Genomic DNA, 25,121 nt, shown 5'->3' with positions numbered 1-25,121 from the left:
CAGGGGTGATGGGTTTGAGAGGGCCGAGCAAAGCGCTTAGTCGAGGTGTAAAATAATTTCCAACGCTTTTTTATAGGCGTCAAAGGCCTTTTCCCGGTCCTTCTGCGCCTGAAAAACCTTTCCCTGATAAACAAAGATATTATAATCGAACGGATTTAATTTTTTCGCTTCATTGAACAGCTTCAGGGCATCTTCCATCCTGCCCTCTTTTCCGTGGGCGTATCCGGCATAGTAGTAACAGGGGGTGTAGGACTCTTCCACCTTCCGGGCAGCATCGAACAGTGCCGCGCCTTCCTTCGCCTTGCCCTCATTGATCAGGATCAAGCCCAATTCACAAAGAGCGATGGGATGTTCCGGCGCCCTGGCAAGCGCCTCTTTGTACTCGGCCCGAGCCAGTGCCGTGTCTCCCCGCTGGAGGTACATCTTGCCGAGACTCAGATGGGGGAGCACAAACGCGGTGTCCGCCTCGATGGCCTTTTTGAACCACATCTCGGCAGTCTCGGCCATGCGCTTCGATCTCAGGGTGGTCTTTCCCATATTGTAGAAACGAAGGGCATTCTTGTTCGGCTGGTAACGCACCTTCCCCTCGACGACCGCTATTTTCTTCCCTTCGATGGTCGAGATGATAAAATCCACCATGGCTTCGGACCCGACAAGGGGATATCCCGAAAGCTCGTCTTTGATCATCCGGTCCTTGTCCATGATCACTGTTGAGGGGAGGGCGATCACTCCGTAATCATGGAACGCGACGAGGCCGTGGTCTACCAGCATGGGGAAACTGATTTTCAGCTTTTCCGAAACGGTCCGGATCTCCGCCAGCGTCTCGGTGGAAAGCTGTTGATCGTCGACGTTCACCGCAATGATCGAAAGCCCCTGCCCCTTGTATCTCTCATGGAGCTGTTGCATCCGCTTCAGGATTTTTTCAGATTTTGTGCTCCACGTTGACCAGAAAACGAGCACGGTGAGTTTCTCGCCTTTGACCGCTTCAAATGTTTTTGTTTCATCGGCGATGGTTTTGAGGGAAAAATCAGGCGCCTCCATTCCTGTTTGCAGAGTCTGCAGCGTGGCCGCGGCAGGGGCAAACGAGAGTACCCCGTAGAACATGAGGACGGTGAACAACACTATGCGATTCATCCGCGAAACCATGGCGGCAACCGATCTCCCCTGATTGCTCATCGTCCCTGCTCGTGCTTCCTGATCCCCTCTTTGAACTCCGCTACCGCCTTTTCCAGGTCGCCGAGCTTCTCATAGACCAGGCCGAGTTCATAGTGGGTCCTTACCGGGTTCGGATTCAGAATCAGAGCATCCTTCAGCACTGCTTCGGCTTCCTGAAGGTTTCCTCGCCGCGCCAGGACGATCCCTCGTCCGGTTTTTGCTTCATGCGCGTGTGGATTGAGCTTCAGTGCCTCGTCAAACGAAAACATGGCTTCGTCGAGTGCACCTTTCTTGACCAGGAGAACGGCCAGCCCGACGTGGACTGACGCATTGGACGGGTCCTCCTTGACTCTCATCCTGGCTGCCGCGATCTCCCCATCGAGGTTGCCGGCATGTTCAATGGTCGTGGCAGGTTGTGTCGCCACTGCTTCCTTCATCGCTTTCACGCTGTCATCTCCCCGCGCAGAAGAGTACACAAGCAGCAGCGAGGCCAGCAATGCGAGTATACTGAAAGAGAATGACGATTTCCGGTCAATGAGTGACATCCGCTCTCCTGTTCACATTAAAATCAACGAATACGAACGCATCAATCTTCATCGCTTTCCAACCGTGAACCATGAACTTTGAACCTGAGTAGTAACCTTTCATTTGTATCAGCGCGCAACCGCCGCCGGCTTATTCACGACCGCCTTGTCCCTGTCATAGCTGAACCGCTGATGGCAACCCGGCAGACAGGTTCCGCCGGTTTTCGTTTTCGTAAATCCTATCGGGAGCTGCCATTTTGCAAAGGGCACCTTGTCGCGAATATGTTTGGGGTTGTTCGTAGCATGCGCGTCGTGGCACGCCCGGCACGTACGTCCTTTCACAAATTTATTGACATGGACAAAATGCAGGTTCCTGTCGCCGTTTCTGAAATTCGTCAGTGTTTTGGTTGTTTCATCTTTGGCAATGGACTTTTCATGACACATGAAACAAAGCTTATAATTATCCGGGTTATAGCCCGCGTAGAAGAGTTCCGGGAAATTCTCGCGCAGTATCCTGAAGTTCCTGGATCCATGGGGGTTATGACAGCCCGAGCAATCGCCCTGTTTAATGGGTCCGTGGTGGTCGGAATTGTTCGCCAGAGTCGCCTTTATGTTCGCGATCGTGCCGTTCTGACCGCTATACTCCCGATCATGGCAGCTTAAGCAGAGATCCACCGGTTGTTTTATCAGCTGCTTAACGTAGTTTGAAAAGTGCGGGTCATGGCAGGTGAGGCACTTTCGTTCCTGATCGAGCGCTTTATGAGGCGTGGTCGCCTCCTTGATGTCCTGCTGCTTGTCCGCGTGACAGGTGTAACAGAGATCGCGATTTCCATCCGCCTTCAAGTTGTACTGGAAGTTCCCGCTGTGGGGACTATGGCAGTTTATACAAGCCTCCTGCACCGGGGCGTGAGTAAACTTTGCGCTCTTGGCGGCATCGGCTTTGTCCGTGTGGCAGGTGAAGCAGACATCGTTCCCTTTCGCCATAAGAAGCTTTGGATTATCACTCTGGTGGGGGGCGTGGCAGGTGCCGCAGCTTCCCGCGGCAACCGGGCCGTGGACAAATTTGCCGCCTGCCATGGCTTTGTCATGGCAACGAAAGCAGAGGTCGCCTCCAGCGGCGCGAAGTTGGAATTTGTTCGGGGATTGATGCGGATCATGGCACTTGGTGCACTTCCCTTCCTTTACTGGAGAATGGACGACCTTTTGTCCTGTCATTTGTTCGTGGCACTCGTAACAGAGCTTGCCGACATTGGTTATCGGTGCAAACGCATGCTTGCCTGTCTTCTTATGACAGGAATCACATTCACCCCCTGCTACGGGTCCATGGACGAACTTATCCTTCCCCATGGTGGCGTGACATTTTGCGGTTACACAGGACTCCTTGGTGTCATTTCCCGCGCCAAAGGCGCGGCCATCATGACGCTGCGTCAGAAGCAAAAATAGAAAAATCACGAAGGCTGCAAAAAATAAAAGTTTTTTCTCCACAGAGCAATATCCTCCTCAATAAAACATTCGAACGAATCTGCATTCCAGTACGCCGTGGAGAGTGGCGCTGAGCGCGAGTTCCTGAAACAAGCCGTGAATTCATCGACACTCAAGACAACAAACCGAACAGGGCGCAAAGCATCATAACCAGCACGATAGGTCTCTGTTTTTCTTCCACGTGGGAATGAGAAAACCACGTTCAGAACCAAGCATAAAAAAACATCAATGTTAATCCGCAGCTATTATAGCAATAGGCGTGCCAAATAACAACAGGTTGCTGAATAGGCTGCTGAATAACTTTTTTGGCCGATACCCGTCGTTCCCGCCCCGTATCAAGAACGGGGTAACCTCCAGCGGACACCCGGCGTCTCAGCATGTTACTGGATGCCCGTTTGCACGAGCATAACGAATTGATCGGTCACCACGGCCTTTTTCAACAACCTGACAATAATTGGAAAACATCGGCTTTGTTCTGCAATGTATTTGCTTACCTTTGATCAAAAGCGATTGAGATTTAACTCTCTCTGTACTTTGGAGATATTGTTCAAGAGAAGCAACGTTACTGCCCATGAACGATTTGTCTGCAAACTCATTCATGACCATTCTTACGCTGATAACATGGGCAAATTCCCGGCGCTTGCCGGTGAAATAACCAGAAAACCTAACTAATGTTCCCTTGGAAAACATCTCCGGACAACACGTTCAAAACCGGTCGATTTTTTGATATATTGACAGAAGATATCATCTGGGTTAATATAATCAATCGGTTATACAATCCAGCATCAAAGAATATCCCGGTTGAAATTCAACAAAGGATCCTCCGATTCAGTTCGTCGATCTAAAACCTTATTTTAGCGGGTGAGGCATTCGCACAAAAATCGAACGGCTCGAAACACCAGAGTAGCGGTACGATGTCGGCAGTGTACGCTCCCCGCTATGGCACGCGGTAACGTTCCCCCTTTACGATGAAAAAAAAGATCATCATAGTCCTGAGCATCGTCTGCCTGTTCTTTTTTCTCGGCGGGATCTATCTCATCAGGGCGATCGATGCCAACGCATCACGGTTCGATAACATAATCATGTTTCATCAGATCGAGATCCTGAGGGAGCACCTCTTGCTGAATATGCGAGAGGTGCAGGCGGATGTATATTCACAAGGCACGACGCACGAGGAGAGTGCCGATGCGGTCATGAGTCATGTTCATGGTATGAAAAATACGATGCACGCGTGTTTCGAGTGTCACCATTCGGAGATCGTGACCGAGCGGCTCCTCGATCTTCGCAATCAGGTCGATCAATATGGCGAGGCCTTAAGCACGTTATTGGACCTCAAGGTGAATACCGTCCGGTTTCGCGCGGAACAGGAATACGCGCACATCATCGGGGATTCTCTCGTCGGCAAGCTCAACACCATGATCGTCCTGACCACGAAGAAGCTGCACGAGCGGACGGAGGAAGCCCTGCAGGAAGTGCACCACACGAGGACCTTCCTGCTCACGCTCGTTGCAGCCGGCCCTCTGCTGATCGCGATACTGGCCTTCACGGTTATCAGGGGAGTTACCGGTCCGATCGGCGTCCTCCTCGCGGCGACGAGAAAATTGAAGGCGGGTGATCTGGAGTACCGCATCAAAGGGCTTCATGATGAGTTTGGTGAACTGGCGATCGGATTCAATGTGATGGCCGGCTCGCTGAAAGAACAGGTAAAAAAAATAGAAGAGAGCGAAATCCGTTACCGCCTGCTGTTCGAAAGCGCCGGAGACGCGATTTTCATCCTTGATGCCGAGGGAGACGCGGCGGGCGCCATCGTGGCCGCAAATCAGGCGGCTGTGGCGATGCATGGATATTCGCATGATGAGCTGCTTGCCTTGAACATACGGGACCTTGACGCGCCTGAAGACGCGGCACGGGTGCCGGAACGGTTACTGCGTATGTTCAACGGAGAGTGGATCAAGACCGAGATCAACCATATCAAGAAGGACGGCACTGTTTTCCCCGTTGAAATAAGCGCCGGCCTGCTCGAATTCGGGAATCACCGATATATTCTCGCGCTTGACCGCGACATCACGGAACGGAAGCAGATGGAGCAGGCTCTGCAGCGCACCGAGCAGATCAAATGCGCGGGAGAGCTGGCAACGGGGCTCGCACACGAGATCAAGAATCCCCTTGCCGGCATCAAGGTGTCGATCGAGGTCCTTTCCCACTCGCTGGAAAAGAACCTGCCGGAAGAAGACAAGGACCTTCTCGCGAAGGTGATCGATGAGATCAAAAGAATAGAATCGTTGATAAAAGGCCTCCTCAATTTCGCCAGACCGCCGCTGCCCCAATTCGTCAAGACGGATGTGAACGCCGTTCTTGACTCCGTTGCAAGCCTGGTGCTGCAAAATCAGCCCCGTACACCGGGAGCCGCGACTGCGATCGATCTGGTGAGGGACCTGGACGGCAATCTGCCGGAGATCAGCGCTGACCCGATGCAGTTACGGCAGGTATTCATGAACCTGCTCCTGAATGCCGTTGACGCGATGAAGAACGGCGGCAACCTGGGAATAAAGACCCGGTTTGACGCAATGACCCAGTCCGTTCGGGTGGAACTGTCCGATACCGGCAGGGGAATAGACGCCGCGGTGATGGGAAAGCTCTTCCAGCCTTTTTTCACGACCAAGTCCAAGGGAACGGGCCTGGGGCTCGCGATCTCAAAACGGCTGGTTGAAGACCACGGGGGGAAGATCGGTATCGAGCAGAACGCCGCCGGAGGGGCCACGTTCATAATAACGCTCCCGGCTGCCCCGTCAGAAAGGATGCACACGGCATGAAAAGCAAGCAGAAGATCTATCTCGTTGATGATGATGAGCTTATCATCTCCATGCTCTCGCGGGTGTTGAAGAACAGCGGATACGACGTGCGTACCGCGAACAGCGCGGACGGCATTGTGAGCAAGATCAAATCCTGGAACCCCGCCATTGTTCTCCTCGATATCCGGATTGCCGACAAGAGCGGCATCGATGTCCTGAAGGACATTGTCGACCAGGCGATCACGACACAGGTTGTCATGCTGACAGCGGATGACACGGCGGAGACCGCGGTAAAGGCGATGAAGCTTGGCGCCGCCGATTATCTCACGAAGCCGTTTAACGTCGATGAAGTAACGATCGTTCTCAATAACATCATTGAAAAAGGGAAATTGAAAAAAGAGGTCGATTATCTCAGAAAGGTGCAGTCAGAGGTCATCGAAAAAGAGATCATCGGCGGGTCGGCGGCAATTCAGGAAATAAAATCGAAGATCGAGATGATGGCTGAAGCATCGATCTCAACCCTCCTCATCACCGGGGAGAGCGGGACCGGGAAGGAACTGTTCGCGCGGTATGCGCACCGCTTGATCCGCGATGAAGGCAGCCCCGGGTTCTCTCCTTTCATCAAGCTGAACTGCGCCGCCCTCCCTGAAACCCTCATGGAGAGCGAGCTCTTCGGATACGAAAAGGGCTCATTTACCGATGCCCGGTCGGACAAGAAGGGTCTGTTTGAGATGGCGGAGGGTGGATCGATCCTCCTCGATGAGGTCGGCGAGATGAAGCAAAGCCTCCAGGGAAAGATCCTGCGGGTGCTGGAGAATCGAATGGTACGGCCGATCGGCGGGAGCGAGGAGATCCCCATCGATGTGACGGTCATCGCCACAACGAACAGAAACCTCGCGGAAGCGGTAGAGAAGGGCGATTTCAGGATGGATCTATTCTACCGGTTGAACACGTTCTATCTGCATGTGCCCCCGCTCAGGGAGCGGAAAGAGGACATTACGCTCCTTGCCAACTACTATCTTTCGCAATTCGCCACGCGATTTAAAAAGAAAACCGTGAAAAAACTCTCTCCTGAAACAGACGAACTCATGAGAGCGTACCTCTGGCCGGGCAACATCCGGGAGCTTCGGAATCTGGTGGAAAGGCTTGTGGTGCTGGAAAGTGCGGAAGAGATCCTCCCGAAGCATCTGCCGCACTGGTTGACGGGACCGTCAAGCGTCATCGGCCATGCACCCGGGGGGAAGTTCACGCTCCCCGAAAGCGGCATCTCGCTCGACGACGTTGAAAAGGACCTGATCCTCCAGGCGCTGGAACGGACAAAGAATAATAAGGCGCAGGCGGCCAAGCTTCTGCAGATCAGCTATGATACCCTTCGGTACCAGGTAAAGAAATTTGGACTCGATTAACCAACGCCACCGGCCTGCGCCTGCTGAAGGGTGCGGTGGGACGGGTCCTCCGGCATAATGAACTGGATCCCTGCACGATACGAGTCCGCGGCTTCCCCATCCTTGCTCCACCGCACGACCCCCATACGCGGAACAGCATTGTCATAGAATTTGAGGAGATGTCCGGGTTTGAGCCGGTACGCGGTCCGGATGCACATTCCGTTCTCGCTGATATCGAGCATGTTGGCGATTAATTTTTTTTCTCCCTGTTCGGTCTCTGCGGCGACCACGGAGCAAGTGGGACCTTTCTCGACGGCCTTTCTTCTGAACCACCTCTTGTCTTCCCCCATCCAGTTTTCGAATGGTTCGTGTTCGCTCCCGCTGCAAGACTGTTCTTCCGACCGTCGCAGGGACATTCCCCGGCCGAGGGTTCGATCCACGAACAGTTTTATCCGGTCCAGATCAAAGGGTTTGGGAATGAGCAGGTCCGCATTCGCCTGAACGGACTGCAGCATTGCAGGCTCATTAACCGCCCCTGCGGTCATAATAATGATCTTTGTGTCCGGCGAAAATCTTTTGATGATCTTCATGATGTCCAGGCCGTTTATGTCAGGGAGGTTAACGTCGAGAAAACACAGATTGTAAAAGATATGGACTATCTCGTCAAGCGCGTCTTTGCCGCATGCAACGTCCTTGACATAGGTGTCGTCCTGCCGGAGCGAAGCGGAAAGGGAATACCGGATCAAATTTTCATCATCCACGATCAATATTCTTTTCATGAACCAGGGCTCCTCCCGGTTTATCCAATGATCGGATGGGTGCAGAGTACCGAGCAAAGTAAACTTATACATTAATTTGCAAAAAATATACCCCTAGTATGCCGCCTGTGGCATACGCGCTAACTTGCTAATTTCATACTGGTTAGGTCTTGCTGCCATCGCCTCTTCTCCCTCAGAAGTGTGAGTTGAGCGCCTTCTATATGGTGAATTTGCCATATTGAGCTGGTTATTTTCCCTATTCCCATATCCAGGAATCCATAATCTTGCTTCTTTCGTATTTTTAGTTGAAGAAGCTTTTCTCACCGCAGACGCGGAGACTCAGAGGACTGCTTGTTATTATAATGGATTGCCATGAGCAGCATCTTTTATTTATACCCTGATTATTCCGCTCATTTGCTTTTCAGCATTTCCGGTGCTATCTTTTAACCATGTACAAAAAGGTCCTTGCCGCGGTCAATGAACATCTGAACTCCGAGGTCTCCGCTCGCTACGCACTCCATCTTGCGAAACAGGCGAAGGCCCGGATCACCTTCTGCTCCATTGCTTCGAACGGGCTTTCGGGCAAGACATTTCAGGCAGCCGAAGATGCGGTCAAGCGGCTGGCCCGCGCGGCGCAGGAGCTTGGCGTGCATTCGGACTGCGTGCTCGAGACCGGTGACCCGTATGAACAGATCAGAAAGGTCGTCGCAGCGGAAAAGATCGACCTTGTCTTCGCGGCAACGCGCCACGAAGATGTCCGGAAGCGCTTTTATGCGCGCACCACGGCGCGGCGGCTCTCCCTCCACCTTCCCTGCTCGGTCGCGCTCGTGCGGGTCGTGCACCTGGGCAGGGTGCATCCGAAGACCATCCTTGTACCCCTCAAAGCGCGGATGGGCCACATCGCGGAGCGGGCCTTCTTCACCGCGCTCATGGCAGGCGCCTTCGAATCCCGCATCCATTTGTTCCATACCACCAAACCCATGACGCGGTTCTTCCACGGCGAGATCCACCTGACGCCCGCGGAATGGGAGGCCAGACTTCCGGCGGATATTGCTCTATTCGTCGAACAGTTGGACCGCAACGACATCAGCCATGAGAAAAAACTCTTGCCCGGCATTGCCGCAAGGACCATCACCATCGAGGCCGCGGCAAAACGGCACGATCTTATCATCATGGGCGCAAGCGAACGAAGCCTCCTGGACTCCCTCATCAGGGGCAATCCCGTGGAACGCGTCCTGCGCGAAACGACCTGCGATTTGATCATCCTGAGACCGAGGAAGTGAAACCGTTTACCACGGAGGCACAGAGGAAATGAGTGGGCATGACGGACGAAGGACGAGGGAAGAGAGACGTAAAAGCAAAAAGACGTAATCGTCCATTCTCCCTCGGATTTCAAACTGCGCGCCTCTGTTTCTCCACGGTAAACTTATTCTGACTCATGAAGATCAATGAACTGACAAAAGAAGACGTTTTCAAAACGCTGGTCGCTTCGGCCCAGGGCTTAAGCACGGAGGAGGTGCAGCGCCGGCTTGCCGAGTTCGGCCGCAATGAGATCACCGCAATAAAGGGGAAAAGCCTTGTCCTCAGGCTGCTCGGCCAGTTCACCCACTTCCTCGCCATCGTGCTCTGGCTGGCGGCTTTTTTTTCGTTTCTTTCCGAGTACCTCAATCCCGGCGAGGGCATGCTCACCCTCGGTCTCGCCATCGTAGCGGTCATCGTCATCAATGCGGTCTTCACGTTCACCCAGGAGTACCGCGCGGAAAAGGCGCTGGAAGCGCTGAAGAAACTGCTTCCCTTCAAGGTGAAAGCCATCCGGAGCGGAACAGAGAGCGAGGTGCCCGCCGAGGAGGTCGTTCCCGGCGACCTCATACGGCTTGCCGAGGGAGACAAGGTGCCTGCCGACCTCCGGCTGATCGAGTCAAATGCGCTGAAGGTCAATAATGCCTCCCTCACCGGCGAGTCGGAACCGGCGCTCCGGCGCAGTGAGCCCGTCCCGGGCGATCCCATCAACAGCCCGAACATCGCCTTCGCCGGCACGAACGTGGTGAGCGGGAACGGCGTCGGGGTCGTCTTTGCAACCGGTATGCGCACGGAGTTCGGGAGGATCGCTCTTCTGACGGAAACGGTGACGCCGGGTCTCTCCCCGCTCCAGAAAGAGATCGTGAAGGCCACACGGATCGTCGCGGTCATTGCCGCCGTGGTCGGCGCCTTCTTCTTTATCCTCGGTTTTGCCATCGGGAGGACCTTTTGGGCGAATTTTATTTTTACCATCGGCATCACCGTTGCGCTTATTCCCGAGGGCATGCTCCCGACCGTCACGCTCGCGCTCGCCATGGGGAGCCAGCGCATGGCGAAGCGGAAAGCGCTGATAAAAACGCTCTCTTCTGTCGAGACCCTTGGTTCGGTGACGGTGATCTGCACGGACAAGACCGGCACGCTCACCCAGAACAATATGGCGGTGGATACAATTTGGGTGGATGGGGAAATAGTTCAGCGTTCCCCCGATAGAATTATTCGAGGGCAGGCTGCGTTCGGAGTTCGGGATCAAGCGCCTTTACTCAACACTCCGAACGACTCGACTGAGTTCGTCGAAGTCTCCACGCTCCGAACTCTTCTCACCACGGCCGCCCTCTGCAATAACGCGAGCTTCGCTGACAACCAGTACCGCGGCGATCCAACCGAAACAGCGCTGCTCAAGGCCGCGCGCGAGGCCCTCGGCGACGTATCGGCAAAGCGGTTATTCGAGATCCCTTTTGATTCCGAACGGAAGATGATGACGATCGGCTGCGTGCAGGAAGGCGGCACAACGGCTTTTTCCAAGGGCGCCATGGAGCAACTGCTGCCTTTGTGCAGCCACTTTATGATCAAGGGAGAGCGCAAACCGCTCGAGGAGGTGAACCGGGAGGACGTTATTCACGCGGATCATGTGCTCATGGACATGGGCCTCAGGGTGCTGGCCTTTGCGTCAAAGGATGTTCACGACCCTGCGTCCTCCCCCCCCGGGGAAGCGGGTGGGGTGGTTGCGCATCCCGAAGACATTGAAAAGGACATGACGTTCCTTGGCCTGATCGGGCTCCAGGACCCGCCGCGGCCCGAAGTGCCCGAGGCCGTCAAAAAATGTCATGGCGCGGGGATCCGCATCATCATGATCACCGGCGACGGGAGCCGGACCGCCCTTGCCATTGCCAAACAGATCGGACTGGTCCAGGGAACTCCGGTGATCATCGAAGGCTCCGCATTCGGTCAGATGACCGACCAGGAGCTGACGGAAAAACTGGCGAGCAAAGAGCTGATCTTCAGCCGCATGACGCCCAAACACAAGATGCGCGTCGTGTCGCTCCTGAAGGACAAAGGAGAAGTGGTTGCCGTGACCGGAGACGGCGTCAACGACGCGCCCGCGCTGAAGAAGGCGGACATCGGCATAGCCATGGGAATTACAGGCACTGACGTGGCCAAGGAAGCCTCGAACATGGTCCTGCTTGACGATAACTTCGCCACGATCGTGAATGCCGTGGAGGAGGGGCGAACGGTCTACGAGAACATTAAAAAGTTTCTCACCTATATCTTCGCGTCGAATATCCCCGAGGCGGTGCCGTACCTCGGCTATATCCTGTTCAACATCCCGCTCCCGCTCACGATCCTCCAGATCCTGCTGGTCGACCTGGGCACCGACATGCTTCCCGCTCTCGCGCTGGGCGCTGAAAAGCCCACGCCCGGCGTTATGCAACGGCCGCCGCGAAAAGTGAACGAGCGGTTGCTGAACTTCCCTCTCGTGGCCCGGGCATATCTGTTTCTCGGCCCGCTCGAAGCCGTGGCCTGCATGTTCGGGTTCTTCTGGGTGCTGAACAACGGAGGGTGGACCTGGGGTACCGTGCTCCCGGCCTCGGACCTTCTGTATATGCAGGCGACCACGGCCTGCCTGACCGCGATCGTTGTCGCCCAGGTCGCGAATGTCTTCGCCTGCCGTTCGCCGCGGGAGTCGGTGTTCACGACCGGGTTCTTTGCGAACAAGCTCATCTTCGCCGCCGTCGCGGTCGAACTCGCGCTCCAGCTCTTCATCGTCTACCATCCCCTGGGAAACAAGGTCTTCTCCACTGCCCCGATCTCGCTCCGCACCTGGCTCGTGCTCATTCCCTTCGCGTTTCTGCTGCTTCTGGCCGAGGAAATGCGGAAGCTCATCGCAAAGAAGATGCGTCCTGCGTAGTGAACAAGAGCGCCATGAATTTATGCTATACTCTTTATTGGAACACCATCCCGTCGGATATTCTTTCAATTTACCAAGGAGGGCCCTATGCTCGTGATCGCGGACAATCTCAGTGTAAGGAACAAGACCTATATGGACGCGGTGAAGAAAAAAGACAAGAAGGCCATCGAAGCCATGGCAAAGGAACTTGCCGCCAAAGGCGCGGACATGATCAATGTACAGGTCTCGCTGGACGGTGTCGGCGACGAGATATTCCTCCCGATGGCGGTCGAGGCCGTGCAGCAGGGCTCGGACCTGCCCCTCTGCCTGGACTCGCGGAATGTGAAGGCGCTCAAAATCGCCGTCCCGCTCTGTACGGAACCGCCGATCATCAATTATCTTTCCGCGGATGAGAAGGACCCCGATGAGCTCCTGAGCCTCGTTCGGGAGAGCAGATCGAACATCGTCATCAGGGCGCTCAAGGGCACGGTACCCGCCACGCTCGAGGCGAAGCTCATGGTCCTCGAGGACCTGATCGAACAGGCGAATGAGGCGGACATCCCGAACGAGCGGATCTTTGCGGACCCGTCGGTGGTCCACATCGCCAGGGGCAACGGGCAGGAGCATCTGCTCAACACCCATGAAAGCATCGTGGTGTTGAACGAGATGGTCGACCCGCCGCTCAACACGGCGGTCTGGATCTCGAACGTGACAACGGGACTGCCGAAGAATGTTAAGTCCATTGTGGCCTCGGCGTATCTCGCCTATCTTGCGGGAGCGGGGCTGAGCGCTGCGATGGTGAATGTGAACGATGCGGAGCTTATGAAGGTGGTATATCTGATCAAGGCGTTCCGCGACGAGATCACCTTCGCGGCGGGGGATTTGGGGTAAGAACAGATAATCGATGGCTGGTAAAAAAACAGCAGGGGCAGTCTGCCTCCGCTGTTTTTTTTGGACTATGGTAGCCGCAGGCTTCAGCCTGCGATATGAATACCTTATATAAAATATTTAAATCCCGGCGATAACTTTCCGGATCATTTGCTTTGCCGCCGGCACACGGTTTTTAATGGTAGTCCACACCAGACTATAGTCCACCCCAAAATAGGCATGGATCAACCGGTCTCTCATCCCCGCCATCTCTTTCCAGGGTACTTCCGCATGTTGTCGTTTGATTTCGTCGGGAATATTCCGGGAGGCTTCGCCGATGATCTCTAATTTCCGTACCACTGCGCTGGTAGTTTTATCGTCTTGCTGAAACTGCTCAAAAGTCATCCCCTCGATAAAGCGCTCAATGCTTTCCATCGCGGCAAGTATATCGGAGAGGTAGAGCTTGTATTCTCTCATGCCGGGACGACCTCTTTGAGAACGGAATCTCTGATCTCTTTCCTCAAAGCCCTCCTCGGAACAACATCGACTTTTTGGCCGAGCTTTTCCTCAAGGAACAAACCGAGACCTACGAGGTCGAAAAGGTCGGCGTTGTCTTCAAAATCAACAAGAACGTCAATATCACTCGCCTGTTTCTGCTCGCCGCGGACAACGGATCCGAAAACGCCGATCTCTCGAACCTTATACGTTTTAAGCTCACGGTGAAGGGCTTTTATGGATTTAATTATTTCTTCTTTGTTTTTCATGACCCGCCTCTTGGCATGCGTCGATCTCACAGAAATAGTATCTACCGTAATTCTACCCGAATGCCCTTACAAAATCAATCGCACAAATACTATTCCGGAAGTTTTGGCAGCCGGTTCAGATTGGCGACAAACCGGACATGATCAAGGGGCTTATTCTCTTTCAATATCCAGAACGTCTCAGCGGCAATCGTGCTTCGGAATAAGAGGTTCCTTTGCCATCATCCAACGCGCCAACCTCAAGACTTTTTCTGCTGCTTCAATTTTTTCATCAATTCTGTTCTGGTTAGATGCGGTATGCTTTGCTGGTCTATCACAAAATCAACATTACTCCACGGAATTTCAGGCTCATGCTCCCATGGTGCAGTAAAATCCTGATCTTCGCTCGGTCGCGTAAATTTACATTCACCTGCGGGAGTTTCATTGAGAATTTTCAGCGCATTTGTAACATTTTGAATGGAGAGAGCGAGTAACTGTAACAGAGCCCCCATTTTTTCTATTTTCCAGTTTATACAATACCGACGAGAGGTAATACTTCTGTTTCCTTTGGTATTTCCAACAGGATTTACAATAAAAAACGATGCACCGTACTTTGAGCCCCCTAAAAACTGCATCTCTGAAGGAGGCGGAGCCACACCATATTCATGCTCAAGGGCGAATGACATGGTGAAACCACCTGGCTGTATTCGAAATCCGTGCTTAATGCTTTTATATTCATTGATATTATGCTCATCTAGGAATTCGTGCGATAGCCGTAGCCAAAGTTGAGAGAACAACTCGATTGTTGATTTCTGTTTTTCAGTTCCCGGCAAGTACCAATTACAAACGATTTTGGAGATGGCAAGCCATGAAACGTAGTTGTCCTTAAACGTGAACCTTGTATAGAGAGATTCGTCTTCATTACTGATTTTCTTGACGATCTCTCGAAGATCGTGATTAGTGCACTTAGCGATCCAAGCATATGCGGCGTTAGGAGCTTGGAGCAAGGCGCCAACTAAGGAAAAGAATGTCTCCTGCGCATGGTGAAATGCTGATCTTAGTGCGATTGATGCACGTTCTTCATCTTCCGAACCCATGTAAAGTTTGAAAAGATATTCGTAGTATTCCGCATCTATTCCAGAAAGGAATTGGGTATTCCTTTCGTGTAGTTGTGCTTCCCAAACGCAATATGGCTCATCATTTACAACTATGATTGTGTTATCAAGCATCGTATCTCTTCAAATAAATAGAAACCCAGCCACATCATGAGTCCCACCCATTGGATTATGCGAAGCATAATCCAACAACCTACTTTATCCTTCTGCGTTTTGATTTCTCCGGCGCGGGCAGCAGACTCGTGTACTTATGATACAGCTCGAACAGAAATGCTACCCGCTCGGCATCGGACGCGAAAGTCTTCTTCCCATATGCGGCATCGACGGACTTATCCAGCGCCTGATGCGCTTTGCGTAAGTCCGGCGGCATGGCAACGGGATCGTACAGGTCTGCTAACGACGCATCGGGATGCGCAGCACGAGCATCAAGAACGCCCTGCGCGACATCTTCGATAGTTGTTTTCTGTTTGTCAGTCAGATCGCTCGGCCAGGGGAAATTGTTGTAGACTAAACTACCAGTATAGCGATAGTCGCTTTTCAGTCTCCCTGCAATTTGTCGAACCCATGCCATGTGCATTGTGGAGCAAAGCATGCTAAATGTATACAAGGAAGCTTGCGGAATCATCCAAAGAGCGTTACTTGCAATTATGTTCTTTGATGCATAACCAATCGGTATAAATTGACGACGCTCAGATGAGGTTTCCGGAATAACAAGGTAATCTGTATCTGGTTGAGATGTATAAAAAAACAACGTAGGATTTTTTGCTGCTTCACGTGTCGGCGCAGCACTGCTTTTTGCGCGGAAGTCCCGCACCCGTTCGACACGGGCCATTACTTCGGGCAAAACTCGTAGATCGCGCGGTGAGGCATCTTTCAGCCATAGACAGTATCGCTTCTTACTATTGATGAAATCCTCCGAACCCATATAAGACCGAATAAAACGCGCTGCATCAGGCTCACTTTTAATAAGTGCCTTTCTTTCCTCTTCGTCAATAATAAAATTACCGTTATCACTCGGTTTGTTGCCATAACGTATAACAGAAACATTGCAGATTGGTGTTTGACGCTTCTTGATTATAATGTCCGGTCCGGGCGCAAGATAGGGGGTAATATTGTCAACCGCGATTTCGTGGGGCTCGCTTACGAGATCAGCGTATTCAAAGAGGCGTTTTCTGGGGATATCGAAGAGCGCGAATCCGATAATGACACAATGGACCGCTGCTTGCCCACGTGCCTCATTGCTCCACCTAAATGTGCGGTGGGCAAAATGAATTCTGACACCAAGCTGTAATAGTTCTGCCCATAGTAAACTGACTTGTTCGCCTTGAGTGATGGAATTAGTCGAAACAAAAGCAATCTTCACGCGCTCTCGCGGAGGTTTTGGCATATCTGGTAAATTGTCGAGGAAACCGGCAATCCTATCATCGCCCCGTACATAGTGCGCAGCCTTTATATACCACGCTGCAACGTAATCCAGATCACTTGCTCCTTTAACGCCTCTGAACACAAGCGCCATGTCGGCCTTCTGCGCCGCGTTCTGGTAGTGCTTCCCCACAAACGGCGGATTGCCGAGAATATAGTCAACATGCTCGGCGGAGATGACCTTATTCCAGTCCATCTGAAGTGCATTGCCGCAAAGGATCGATGCCGAGTGAATCAGCGGCAAGCGGCGGAAGTACTGGCCGAACTCTTCGGATACCTTCATATTCATCTGGTGGTCTGTAAGCCAAAGCGCGACCTGGGCGATCTGGGCCGGGAACTCCTCGATCTCGATGCCGTAGAATTGGTTCACATCGACCTGAATCTCTCGCCACAGTGTATCAAGCTTCATTTGACTCGTTTTATGCGCGGCCCGGAGAATTTCGAGTTCAAGCAACCGCAGTTCTCTATATGCGATGACCAGAAAATTGCCGCATCCGCATGCTGGATCGAAGAATTTAAGACCAGAAAGCTTCTTATGCAGTTCAAACAGCTTGTTCGTGTTCCTCTTCGCGGATTCGAACTCCGCCCAGAGATCGTCGAGGAACAAGGCCTTAATAAGTTTAAGGATGTTCTCTTCGCTGGTGTAGTGCGCTCCGAGATTGCGCCGCCGGGCCGAACCCTCCTCGTCCATGACGCACTGAAAAAGCGCTCCGAAGACGGCGGGTGATATCCTCCCCCAGTCAAGCGCGCAGCAGTCGAGAAGCAAAGCGCGCATTGCGCTATCACAGGCGGATATCGGCAGGGTCTCCTCGAACAGCCGACCGTTTACATACGGGAAAGCGGTGAATACTTCATCGAGGCCTTTTTGGCGTTTACTTTCGGCTGTATTCAGGACCTGAAACAGAAGCGACAATTTCGGCCCGAGATCGGAGCCGTCTTCGACAGTGTTGTTCTCGATAAAATCACGGAACGAACCGCGCGGTTCAAAGAGCGTGGTGTCCTCGGCAAAGAGGCAGAAGAGCAGCCGCACCAACATCACTTCAAGGACGTGTCCCTCGTAACCAGCGGATCGTAAGCGGTCATGGAGCTTACCCATGCGCTCGGCCGCCTTGATGTTGACCGGGTCCTGCGCCTCAATACGCTGCGTGGTATAGCCTGCGATGAAACCTAAAAGCTTGATGTGTTTGTAGAGGTCTTTGAGGGGAAATTCAGTACGGGTGTCGGTGTCGAGGTCATGCAGACGGATGCGGGCGAAATCGGAGACAATAATGTACCGGGGTAGATCACGCTCCGCGAGGCCTTCAAAGTATTCCAAAACCTGCTTATACGCTGAATCAAGGTCCTTGCCGGCCGACTTGTGCTCGGCGACGAGCATCCCCTTCCACAGAAGGTCGATGAAGCCGCCCTTGCCGCCTTTTTCCTCGAAGCGTTTCCGCGCACGCTTGACCGGCTCCTCAAAGCTCGCCAGCCGCCTGCGCGTCACGCCGAAGACGTTGAAGAACTCGTTCCAGAACGTCTGCGCCTCTGCGCTCTCCGACTTCTCGCTTTCCCACTCACGGGAGAACGCGAGGGCGCGGTCTTTGATTTCGTTCAGTGATAAGGGCATATTATCAAGGGCCTCGAACAAACTCTTTCAGGGGAAAAGATATTACAGTTGGCGAGAAATAGCAAGGAGATTGATACTGATGGGGTTAATCAGTCGGTTAGGTCCTTGACGAGACGGAGAGAGAGCGCATTGAGTTGCGCTTACCGCTTCATAAAGTCCTTCTGCACTTCCGGAATGAGCCGCTGATACTCCTCGTAGGGAATCTTCGAATGCCAGTTGTCCGTCACAATACCAATGCCGATCACCAGATAGAACAGCGCGATCAGGAAAACGGGAAAGAGCCAGGGCTGTACGATCCGGACTTTTTTACCAATACCGGCAGTGAGATCGAGCGCGCCTTCGGCGGGGCAACGGCTTACGCAGGTCAGGCATCCGAAGCATTCCTCTGATTTCACTACCTCTTTTTTCTCCACATCGATCAATGACGGACAGTGCTCGGTGCAGGCATGACAGTGGATGCACTTCTCTTCGTTCCGCCGCACCTTGAATGGGCTGAATCTGCTGAGCAAACCAAGAAGCGCGCCGTAGGGGCAAAGATAGCGGCACCAGAAGTTCTTGTACAACAGGGAGAGCACGCCGAGCGCGATGAGGACCCACATGGTGAGCGTGGTCATCTCGGTGAAGAACTTCAACATCCGCACGTCCACGATCTTGTAGTAGTCGGCGATAAAGAACAGTGCCATCATGCTCGTCGGCATGGCAATGCCGATCAGGAACAGGAAGAGACCAAGGAGAAGGTACTTGATCGACCGGAGGGAGATGTCCGTGAAGGGACCGATGCGGAAGTTCCTCCCGAACACCTTCTCCCCCGCCATCCAGACATACTGCGACAGCGTGCCGACGGGGCAGATCCAGCCACAGAAGCCCTTTTTCATGGCGAGGGAGACGCCGAGGATCGCCGCGAACATGATGAAGCCGGACGGATGCACTGGTTCGACAATGCCGGTCAGGAGAAATAACTTGAAGGCCATGAGCCCGCCGATCGCCAGGAAGCCGTCCACCGACGGCGGTCTCTGGACGAACGGCTGGCCCGCGACCTCGAAATGCAGGACGAACTGATAAAACCGGTAGCCGATGAATACCGTGAGCGCGAGAAAACCGAACTGCACCGCGTATCGCAGAAAACGAATATACTTTATTTGACCTTCCATGGTTGTAATCATACTGCATTTTCAGTTTTTTCGATATGACGGAAATCATAAAAAAGCGATGAATATCCCCTGCGGCATACTGGTTATGTATGAGAATTCCCCGGCAATGCATATGGCGAAAGCAGGTGGAAGCTCAACACCGAAGTCCGGCCCCGGACTTCCTGCGCTTGAATAAATGCGGGAATATCCCTTACATTTGCCACGAAAATATGATATTTTAAATCATGGCCCACGAACTCCACGAATTCTTCTACCCCAGGACCGTCGCGCTCATCGGCGCCACGGACAAGCCCACCAAGCCCGGAACAGCCATTCTGGAGAACCTCGCCCACTTTAACGGCGCGGTCTATCCCGTGAACCCGAAGCATGAGAATCTGCTCGGACACCGCTGTTACCCGGCCATCGGGTCAATACCGGACCCGATCGATCTGGCCATCATCGCCCTGCCCTCTCCGCTCGTGGAAAAGGAGATCGACGCCCTGCATGAAAAAGGCATTCGCCGGGTCATCATCATCAGTTCCGGATTTGCCGAGGCAGGCGACGAGGGTATCGCCATGCAGAAGCGTATCGCTGAAAAAACAAAGCAGCATGGCATCCGGGTCATCGGACCGAACTGTCTCGGCGTGTACAACACGGACAATGGGCTCGACAGTTTCTTTGTCTCCCGGGAGCGCGTATCGAGGCCCGTGGCGGGACGTCTCTCGATCATCTCGCAGAGCGGCGCCATCACCGTCATCCTGATGGAAGCGTTCGCCCGGGACGGCATGGGCATTGCCAAGGCCGTGAACTACGGCAACCGGCTTGATGTGGATGATGCGGACTGCCTCGACTATTTTAGAGAGGACCCGCAGACCAGTGCGGTCGCCATGTACATGGAGTCTGTGGCCGATGGGAAAAAGTTCCTGCGCGCGGCAAAGGCGTTCGCGGCGGACAAACCGCTCGTGGTCTGGAAAGCGGGCAAATATGAACTGGGGGCCGCTGCCGTTGCGTCTCACACGGCAACGCTGGCGGGAAAGTACGGACTGTATCAGGCCGCCTTCCGGCAGGCCGGATCTGTCGAAGCCTACGGCTTCGATCACATGATCGACGCGGCAAAGGCGGTTACGCTCATGAACTATCCCTGCATAGGGGACCGTCTCCTGATCGTGACGAACGGCGGCGGTATGGCAGTCGCGGCTTCCGATCAGGCCCAACAGGAAGGATTCACGATGCCGGTCATGCCGCAGGAGGTACAGGAGCGGCTCGGCCGGACCTTCCCCTCTTTCTTTGTAACACGGAACCCCATTGATATCACCGGCAGCGGAAAAAATGAGGACTATTACACGGCACTCAAAGAAGCGCTGCCGCACTACGATGCCGCGGTGGTCATCGTGCTGATGGGCGCCACCACCGTGACCGAAGAAGCGACCGGCATGATAGCCCGCGCCTGCCACGAGGCGAAGAAACCGGTAACCTGCTGTATCCTGCAGGGCCTGGGCTATACGCAAGAGGCCATGTTCTCACTGGTGAAACTCGGCATCCCCGTCTACCCGTCGCCCGAGCGCGCGGTGCGGGCGCTTGCGGCACTCAGAAAAGCGACGTGCAGAAAGACTTAGACAAAAAACGATCGCGTTATTCTCCTCGGTACGTTCGGCTGAACTCACGTCGAAGCCTTGACCTGTTCGCGCGATGTTTGAACTTGAATCGACCCCTCACCCCAGCCCTCTCCCGCAAGGGGCGAGGGAGGTTTGCATCCTCTCCCCCACGAGGGAGAGGACCGAGGTGAGGGGGATTGGTTGTAACTGAAGATCGCGTTATGAAAACTCCACAAGAGATCATTCAATCCGCATTACAAGAAGGCCGCAAGGCGCTCTTCGAACACGAGGGCAAGGAGCTTGCGAGCTCGGCGGGTATTCTCGTCCCGCGGCATGTGCTGGTCGAGCCCTCCGACCACAAGGCCATCGTGGCCGCCGGCGAGAAGCTCGGCTTTCCCGTCGTGCTCAAGGCCGTTTCCCCCGATATCCTGCACAAAACCGACGCGGGGGCTGTGATGCTGAACATCGCCACCAGCGCGGCGCTTTCGGCCTCGATAACGACGATGAAGAATATGACCGCGTCACGGGCGCCGGGAAGCATGATCCGGTATTTTCTGATCGAGAAGATGATGCCTGCCGGGCTTGAGCTTTTGATCGGCGGTCTGCGCGACGAACAGTTCGGCCCCTCCATTGCCTTCGGGCTCGGCGGCGTCTGGGTCGAAGCGCTGAAAGACGCGGTCTTCGGCATCCTGCCCATGACGCGCGAGGAGCTGCTCGACATGATCGCCCGGACCCGGGCAGGCATGTTCCTGAAAGGGTTCCGGGGAAGTCCGGCGCTCGACCAGGAGGCCGCGCTTTCGATCATGACCGCCCTGTCGAAGCTTATGGCCGACTATCCCGAGATCAAAGAGATCGATCTCAACCCCGTCCGCGTTTACGCCAGGGGCGCGGCAGCGCTCGATGTGCGGGTGATCCTTGCATAAGTGGAGCGTCGACTTCGGCGCAAACCGAAAATATTTCTGCGCTGTCATCCTCGAAGGACTTTATCGGTGACATGCTGTTTTCAATATTTTGTTAAGAACTGATTTCCCGGCTGGAGTGGTACATCACCGAGATATTCAAGAGGGAGTTCGGGTCGGAATCTGTTTGGGGAGCCAAGTGCAAACAGCAGAAGATCGGCGGGGAGTATGCTGTCATCGCGAAACTCGACAGATCGCTTCTATATAGTAGTGAAGTGAAACCCTCGCCGCCCCGGGCAGATCTACGACAGCGAGTTTGAAACTCACGCGGTTTTCATTCCTTGAAATTCCACTGTTTCATGCCGTGGTTGCCGGCTTCTATCTTGAAACGGTAACTCAAAAAGACCATGCGGGGATACTATAAAGTGTAATTAATCCAAGTTCTCATAAACAGGTTTTCTCAATAACTTTTTTTGCTTCTTCTTTGGTAATGCCATATTGATAGTAAATATATAATGACACCATGTCAGCGAGTTGGGCCGCCGCGATATCCGGCATGATCTCAAGAATCTCTTCCTTGAAATAATTTGCCGCTTCACAAAGAGGCATGTCATTCTTTTTTAACATTCATTTTCTCCCCTCATATTTTAGTAAACAAACCTGATCCAACAAGGATCAAGACAATACCGAAATAGCTTGCCAGCCCGCACTTTAACGAAGCCAAGTATAAGCAATATCGCAAGGGTAGTCAAGACAACACTTTGAATAAGCGGGTTATGAATAACTGAATGGGATGATTGATACAATGCCCCTTTTTGCCTCCCCCCCTATTGAGGAGAAACAAAGGAGAACTTTGCTTGCCGGGAAAGTTTAGAAAACGTAGCATCACTGAAAAAGATTGAGTTTTGGGGAGATCGTCGGCAAGCAAAGCGGTTTTGCTTCCCTTAACTCTTTTAATAGTTATACTTTACCGCCAGCGAGACGATATTGTTCGTCGTGCTCGTCCCCGTCGCGTTCTCCTTGCTGGTCTGGAGATCGCACTCTCCCGCCCGGTTCTTCATCAGCGACCATTCAGCGCTCAGGAACATTGAAAAACGCACCGTATGCCCTTCGACCCTTCGGCAAGCTCAGGGCTCAGTGAGAACGGAGCGTGTATTGATATTTTTAGCATTTATCCGTTCGTGGTGAGCCTGTCGAACCACAAAAAGACTTTTTCAACAACCTGTTTGACCTTGACAAAGATAGCAAGAATAAAAAAACTCCCCCTATTTTACCCTCAGGGTAAAACGGACACCGTTAATGGACCGGGATGATGCGCGACACAGCCCACAATGTGATTCAGGACCACGAACGCAAGCAGAAATATCTTCATGGATGTCCTTGAAAAAAATTCATCCGGCCGGACTGTGTTTGAAAGTCACCCTGTGTCCATTCGCTTGCGATGGAGATTTGCTAAAACTAACGACGTCTCCAGCCGCTCCAGACCGGGAACCCGTTATCGTCTCTGAGCATGAGGGTTTCACTCCCTTTTTTGACCTCCGCGGCAATGATCGCGGGCTTCTGCTGGAACATGATGCGCGATCCTCTCACATCGATGCGATCTCCCTTCTCGATCTTGAGGTCCTGGTTTTCGATGAACCAGGCAGGCCCTAAATGGACCGGGATCGTCTCCTTGTCCGTCTTTAGAAGTAGGTGAATACCCTGACCCATTCCCTTTGTCGGGGTCAGGAGCGCAAGGTTGATAACTTCACCGGATACTGTTTCCACGGTCTTTGAATCGTACATCCGTCCGTACGGGGCTCCGGAGCCCCAGCCTCCGCTGCCCTTCCACCTCATGCCACGCTGCGCAAATGCGGCAGGAGGTAAAACCATCCCTGCGACTAAGAGCACCAATACGATCATTCTCAACGTCTTCATTGTTATCCCCTCCTTGAGAGAAAAGAATGTCCGGCCATGACGGCCGGAAAATCAAATTATACCACTATTTATTCTGTACCTGCAGGGATGGAGTCTTATCTTTTTTTACCTTTTTTCCCGGTGCCCCGCCTGAGGACGGATGGTAGCGGCGATCCGTCCTCCTGTTATTCTCCTGATCCATTCATTTTAACTTTAATCCAGGCAATCATTTCTCCACTACCCCGGGGCAAAGATGACTTGACATCGGGACTCGACCTCTGGTAGCATTACAATGTCAATAAAGGGGAGTAGCTGAATCGTGGCTATCGACAGCACGGCTCGATAAGAGCCCGGTACCACGAGTTAGATAACACTAACAAGCAAGACCTTTATCGCGCAATATATTCTGCGGCGGTAAAGGTCTTTTTTTTGGCCCGAATAAAGCAAGGCAGCATGAACGGTTTGTTTTTAACAGGCTGTTGAAAAAGTCTTTTTGTGGTTCGACAGGCTCACCACGAACGGATAAATACGAATAAATTCAATACACGCTCCGTTCGCCCTGAGCCCTGAGCTTGCCGAAGGGTCGAAGGGTAAACTAAGTGTTTTTCAACAACCTGTTAAGGTTTGACCTGAGCAGTTACCAAAAATAAAAGAAAGGGGGAATTGAAATGCGGCCAAGTGAAAAAGAAGCGGAATATTTTGCGAGAATGGCATTTGAGGAAAAGAAGAAGCTCGAGGAGGAAAAACACAGGCGGCTTGCCGGGGAAGAAAAGAAAAAACGGAAAGAACTTCACTTTATGATGTGCCCCAAGTGCGGGATGGAACTGATCGAGATAGACTACAAGGAAATTAAGATCGACAAATGTTCCGAGTGCGACGGGGTCTGGCTCGACGCCGGAGAGATGGAGCAGGTGGCAAAGATGGACAAGATGGGCCTCGACAAACTCTTCAGCGTTTTTAAGAAGTAGCATGGCGGCCCGCGTTTTTTGTGATGCCAGGGCTGAGAGGGGACAAGCCGGATGAGATGCAATTGCGGTCCGCCCGTCCCGCCGTCGTTGTCACTTTGATCCCGGACCGTCCGGAGTATTGTTTCTGGAGGTATTGTGCATTCGCATCGACTCAGTGTTGAAGAGGTACTGGCAGAACAGAAGACGACGCCGCAGGGGCTCGGCAGCGATGAGGCGCGGGCGCGCCTCGATCAGTACGGCCCGAACGAACTGGTGGAGAAGAAGAAGTCTCCATTCATGATGTTCCTCGACCAGTTCAAGGACTTCATGATACTCATCCTCATTGCCGCCGCGCTTATTTCAGGCTTCATCGGCGAAGTCTCGGACACGATTGCCATCATTGTCATTGTTGTCCTGAACGCGGTTGTCGGGTTTATCCAGGAATACCGCGCGGAAAAGGCCATGGCTGCCCTGAAAAAAATGGCCGCGCCGTCCGCAGCAGTCATGAGAAACGGCATGCCGGAAACCATCTCCGCTTCCCGGCTTGTGCCGGGCGATGTCGTTCTGCTCGAGGCGGGGAAAATCGTCCCCGCTGACATGCGAATGATCGAAGCCGCTCTTTTTA

21 protein-coding genes are annotated in these 25,121 nt (G+C 53.2%); 9 read left to right on the top strand and 12 right to left on the bottom strand.

What is annotated here, in order from left to right; genetic code table 11:
- Positions 1-36: 36 nt before the first annotated feature.
- From M0R70_09670 to M0R70_09660, 3 genes are all read right to left on the bottom strand, one after another.
- A complete protein-coding gene (locus M0R70_09670; protein ID MCK9419633.1) occupies positions 37-1,176 on the bottom strand; it encodes a redoxin domain-containing protein in 1,140 nt (379 codons plus the stop codon).
- On the bottom strand, positions 1,173-1,700 hold the full coding sequence (locus M0R70_09665) for a tetratricopeptide repeat protein (GenBank protein MCK9419632.1): 528 nt from the start codon (positions 1,698-1,700) through the stop codon (positions 1,173-1,175). Before M0R70_09665 ends, M0R70_09670 begins: the two co-directional genes overlap by 4 nt.
- A gap of 108 nt (positions 1,701-1,808) precedes the next feature.
- Entirely contained in the window at positions 1,809-3,164 is a 1,356-nt protein-coding gene (locus M0R70_09660) for a cytochrome C (GenBank protein ID MCK9419631.1), read from the bottom strand.
- A 965-nt stretch (positions 3,165-4,129) separates the two neighbouring features.
- Between M0R70_09660 and M0R70_09655 the strand changes: the two genes are divergently transcribed.
- Positions 4,130-5,974, top strand: a complete 1,845-nt coding sequence (locus M0R70_09655) for a PAS domain S-box protein (protein ID MCK9419630.1) — start codon at positions 4,130-4,132, stop codon at positions 5,972-5,974.
- On the top strand, positions 5,971-7,359 hold the full coding sequence (locus M0R70_09650; protein ID MCK9419629.1) for a sigma-54 dependent transcriptional regulator: 1,389 nt from the start codon (positions 5,971-5,973) through the stop codon (positions 7,357-7,359). The genes M0R70_09655 and M0R70_09650 overlap by 4 nt, the downstream gene beginning before the upstream one ends.
- On the opposite strand, the gene M0R70_09645 is transcribed toward M0R70_09650, so the two are convergent.
- Entirely contained in the window at positions 7,356-8,117 is a 762-nt protein-coding gene (locus tag M0R70_09645; GenBank protein ID MCK9419628.1) for a response regulator, read from the bottom strand. The genes M0R70_09650 and M0R70_09645 overlap by 4 nt on opposite strands.
- 428 nt (positions 8,118-8,545) lie before the next feature.
- Between M0R70_09645 and M0R70_09640 the strand changes: the two genes are divergently transcribed.
- The 3 genes from M0R70_09640 (at position 8,546) to M0R70_09630 (ending at position 13,170) form a co-directional block, all read left to right on the top strand.
- The gene (locus tag M0R70_09640; protein MCK9419627.1) at positions 8,546-9,379 is read left to right on the top strand and encodes a universal stress protein; all 834 of its coding nucleotides are present in this window, start codon (positions 8,546-8,548) and stop codon (positions 9,377-9,379) included.
- A gap of 155 nt (positions 9,380-9,534) precedes the next feature.
- Positions 9,535-12,300 (top strand): cation-transporting P-type ATPase, encoded by a 2,766-nt coding sequence (locus M0R70_09635; GenBank protein ID MCK9419626.1) that lies wholly within the window; start codon positions 9,535-9,537, stop codon positions 12,298-12,300.
- A gap of 87 nt (positions 12,301-12,387) precedes the next feature.
- Positions 12,388-13,170: a dihydropteroate synthase gene (locus M0R70_09630; protein ID MCK9419625.1), complete on the top strand. Its 783-nt coding sequence runs from the start codon at positions 12,388-12,390 to the stop codon at positions 13,168-13,170.
- Positions 13,171-13,287: 117 nt separating this feature from the next.
- Here the strand turns inward: M0R70_09630 and M0R70_09625 are convergent, their stop codons facing one another.
- From M0R70_09625 to M0R70_09605, 5 genes are all read right to left on the bottom strand, one after another.
- Positions 13,288-13,623 carry a DUF86 domain-containing protein gene (locus tag M0R70_09625; protein MCK9419624.1) on the bottom strand — a complete coding sequence of 112 codons (336 nt, stop codon included), beginning with the start codon at positions 13,621-13,623 and terminating at the stop codon, positions 13,288-13,290.
- Positions 13,620-13,910, bottom strand: coding sequence for a nucleotidyltransferase family protein (locus M0R70_09620; protein ID MCK9419623.1), 291 nt, complete (start codon positions 13,908-13,910; stop codon positions 13,620-13,622). The genes M0R70_09625 and M0R70_09620 overlap by 4 nt, the downstream gene beginning before the upstream one ends.
- 236 nt (positions 13,911-14,146) lie before the next feature.
- Complete coding sequence (locus M0R70_09615) at positions 14,147-15,115, bottom strand: hypothetical protein (GenBank protein MCK9419622.1); 969 nt, start codon at positions 15,113-15,115, stop codon at positions 14,147-14,149.
- Positions 15,116-15,194: 79 nt separating this feature from the next.
- A complete protein-coding gene (locus M0R70_09610; GenBank protein MCK9419621.1) occupies positions 15,195-18,029 on the bottom strand; it encodes an N-6 DNA methylase in 2,835 nt (944 codons plus the stop codon).
- Positions 18,030-18,169: 140 nt separating this feature from the next.
- A complete protein-coding gene (locus tag M0R70_09605) occupies positions 18,170-19,180 on the bottom strand; it encodes a 4Fe-4S binding protein (GenBank protein MCK9419620.1) in 1,011 nt (336 codons plus the stop codon).
- 224 nt (positions 19,181-19,404) lie between these two features.
- Between M0R70_09605 and M0R70_09600 the strand changes: the two genes are divergently transcribed.
- Both M0R70_09600 and M0R70_09595 read left to right on the top strand, forming a co-directional pair.
- Complete coding sequence (locus M0R70_09600; GenBank protein ID MCK9419619.1) at positions 19,405-20,775, top strand: CoA-binding protein; 1,371 nt, start codon at positions 19,405-19,407, stop codon at positions 20,773-20,775.
- A gap of 200 nt (positions 20,776-20,975) precedes the next feature.
- Entirely contained in the window at positions 20,976-21,677 is a 702-nt protein-coding gene (locus M0R70_09595) for an acetate--CoA ligase family protein (GenBank protein MCK9419618.1), read from the top strand.
- Between the two features lie 420 nt (positions 21,678-22,097).
- On the opposite strand, the gene M0R70_09590 is transcribed toward M0R70_09595, so the two are convergent.
- The 3 genes from M0R70_09590 to M0R70_09580 form a co-directional block, all read right to left on the bottom strand.
- Positions 22,098-22,280: a hypothetical protein gene (locus M0R70_09590; protein MCK9419617.1), complete on the bottom strand. Its 183-nt coding sequence runs from the start codon at positions 22,278-22,280 to the stop codon at positions 22,098-22,100.
- 326 nt (positions 22,281-22,606) lie between these two features.
- Complete coding sequence (locus tag M0R70_09585; GenBank protein ID MCK9419616.1) at positions 22,607-22,753, bottom strand: hypothetical protein; 147 nt, start codon at positions 22,751-22,753, stop codon at positions 22,607-22,609.
- A gap of 358 nt (positions 22,754-23,111) precedes the next feature.
- Complete coding sequence (locus tag M0R70_09580; GenBank protein ID MCK9419615.1) at positions 23,112-23,570, bottom strand: DNA-binding protein; 459 nt, start codon at positions 23,568-23,570, stop codon at positions 23,112-23,114.
- Between the two features lie 647 nt (positions 23,571-24,217).
- Between M0R70_09580 and M0R70_09575 the strand changes: the two genes are divergently transcribed.
- Complete coding sequence (locus M0R70_09575; protein MCK9419614.1) at positions 24,218-24,517, top strand: zf-TFIIB domain-containing protein; 300 nt, start codon at positions 24,218-24,220, stop codon at positions 24,515-24,517.
- Between the two features lie 135 nt (positions 24,518-24,652).
- Positions 24,653-25,121, top strand: a 469-nt coding sequence (locus M0R70_09570) for a cation-transporting P-type ATPase (protein ID MCK9419613.1), incomplete at its 3' end; no start/stop codon positions are given.

Source organism: Nitrospirota bacterium (assembly GCA_023229435.1).
In the GTDB taxonomy this organism is placed as follows: Bacteria; Nitrospirota; UBA9217; order UBA9217; family UBA9217; genus JALNZF01.
Note: the sequence above shows the minus strand (reverse complement) of the source record. Positions and strands in the feature narration are given on the sequence as shown.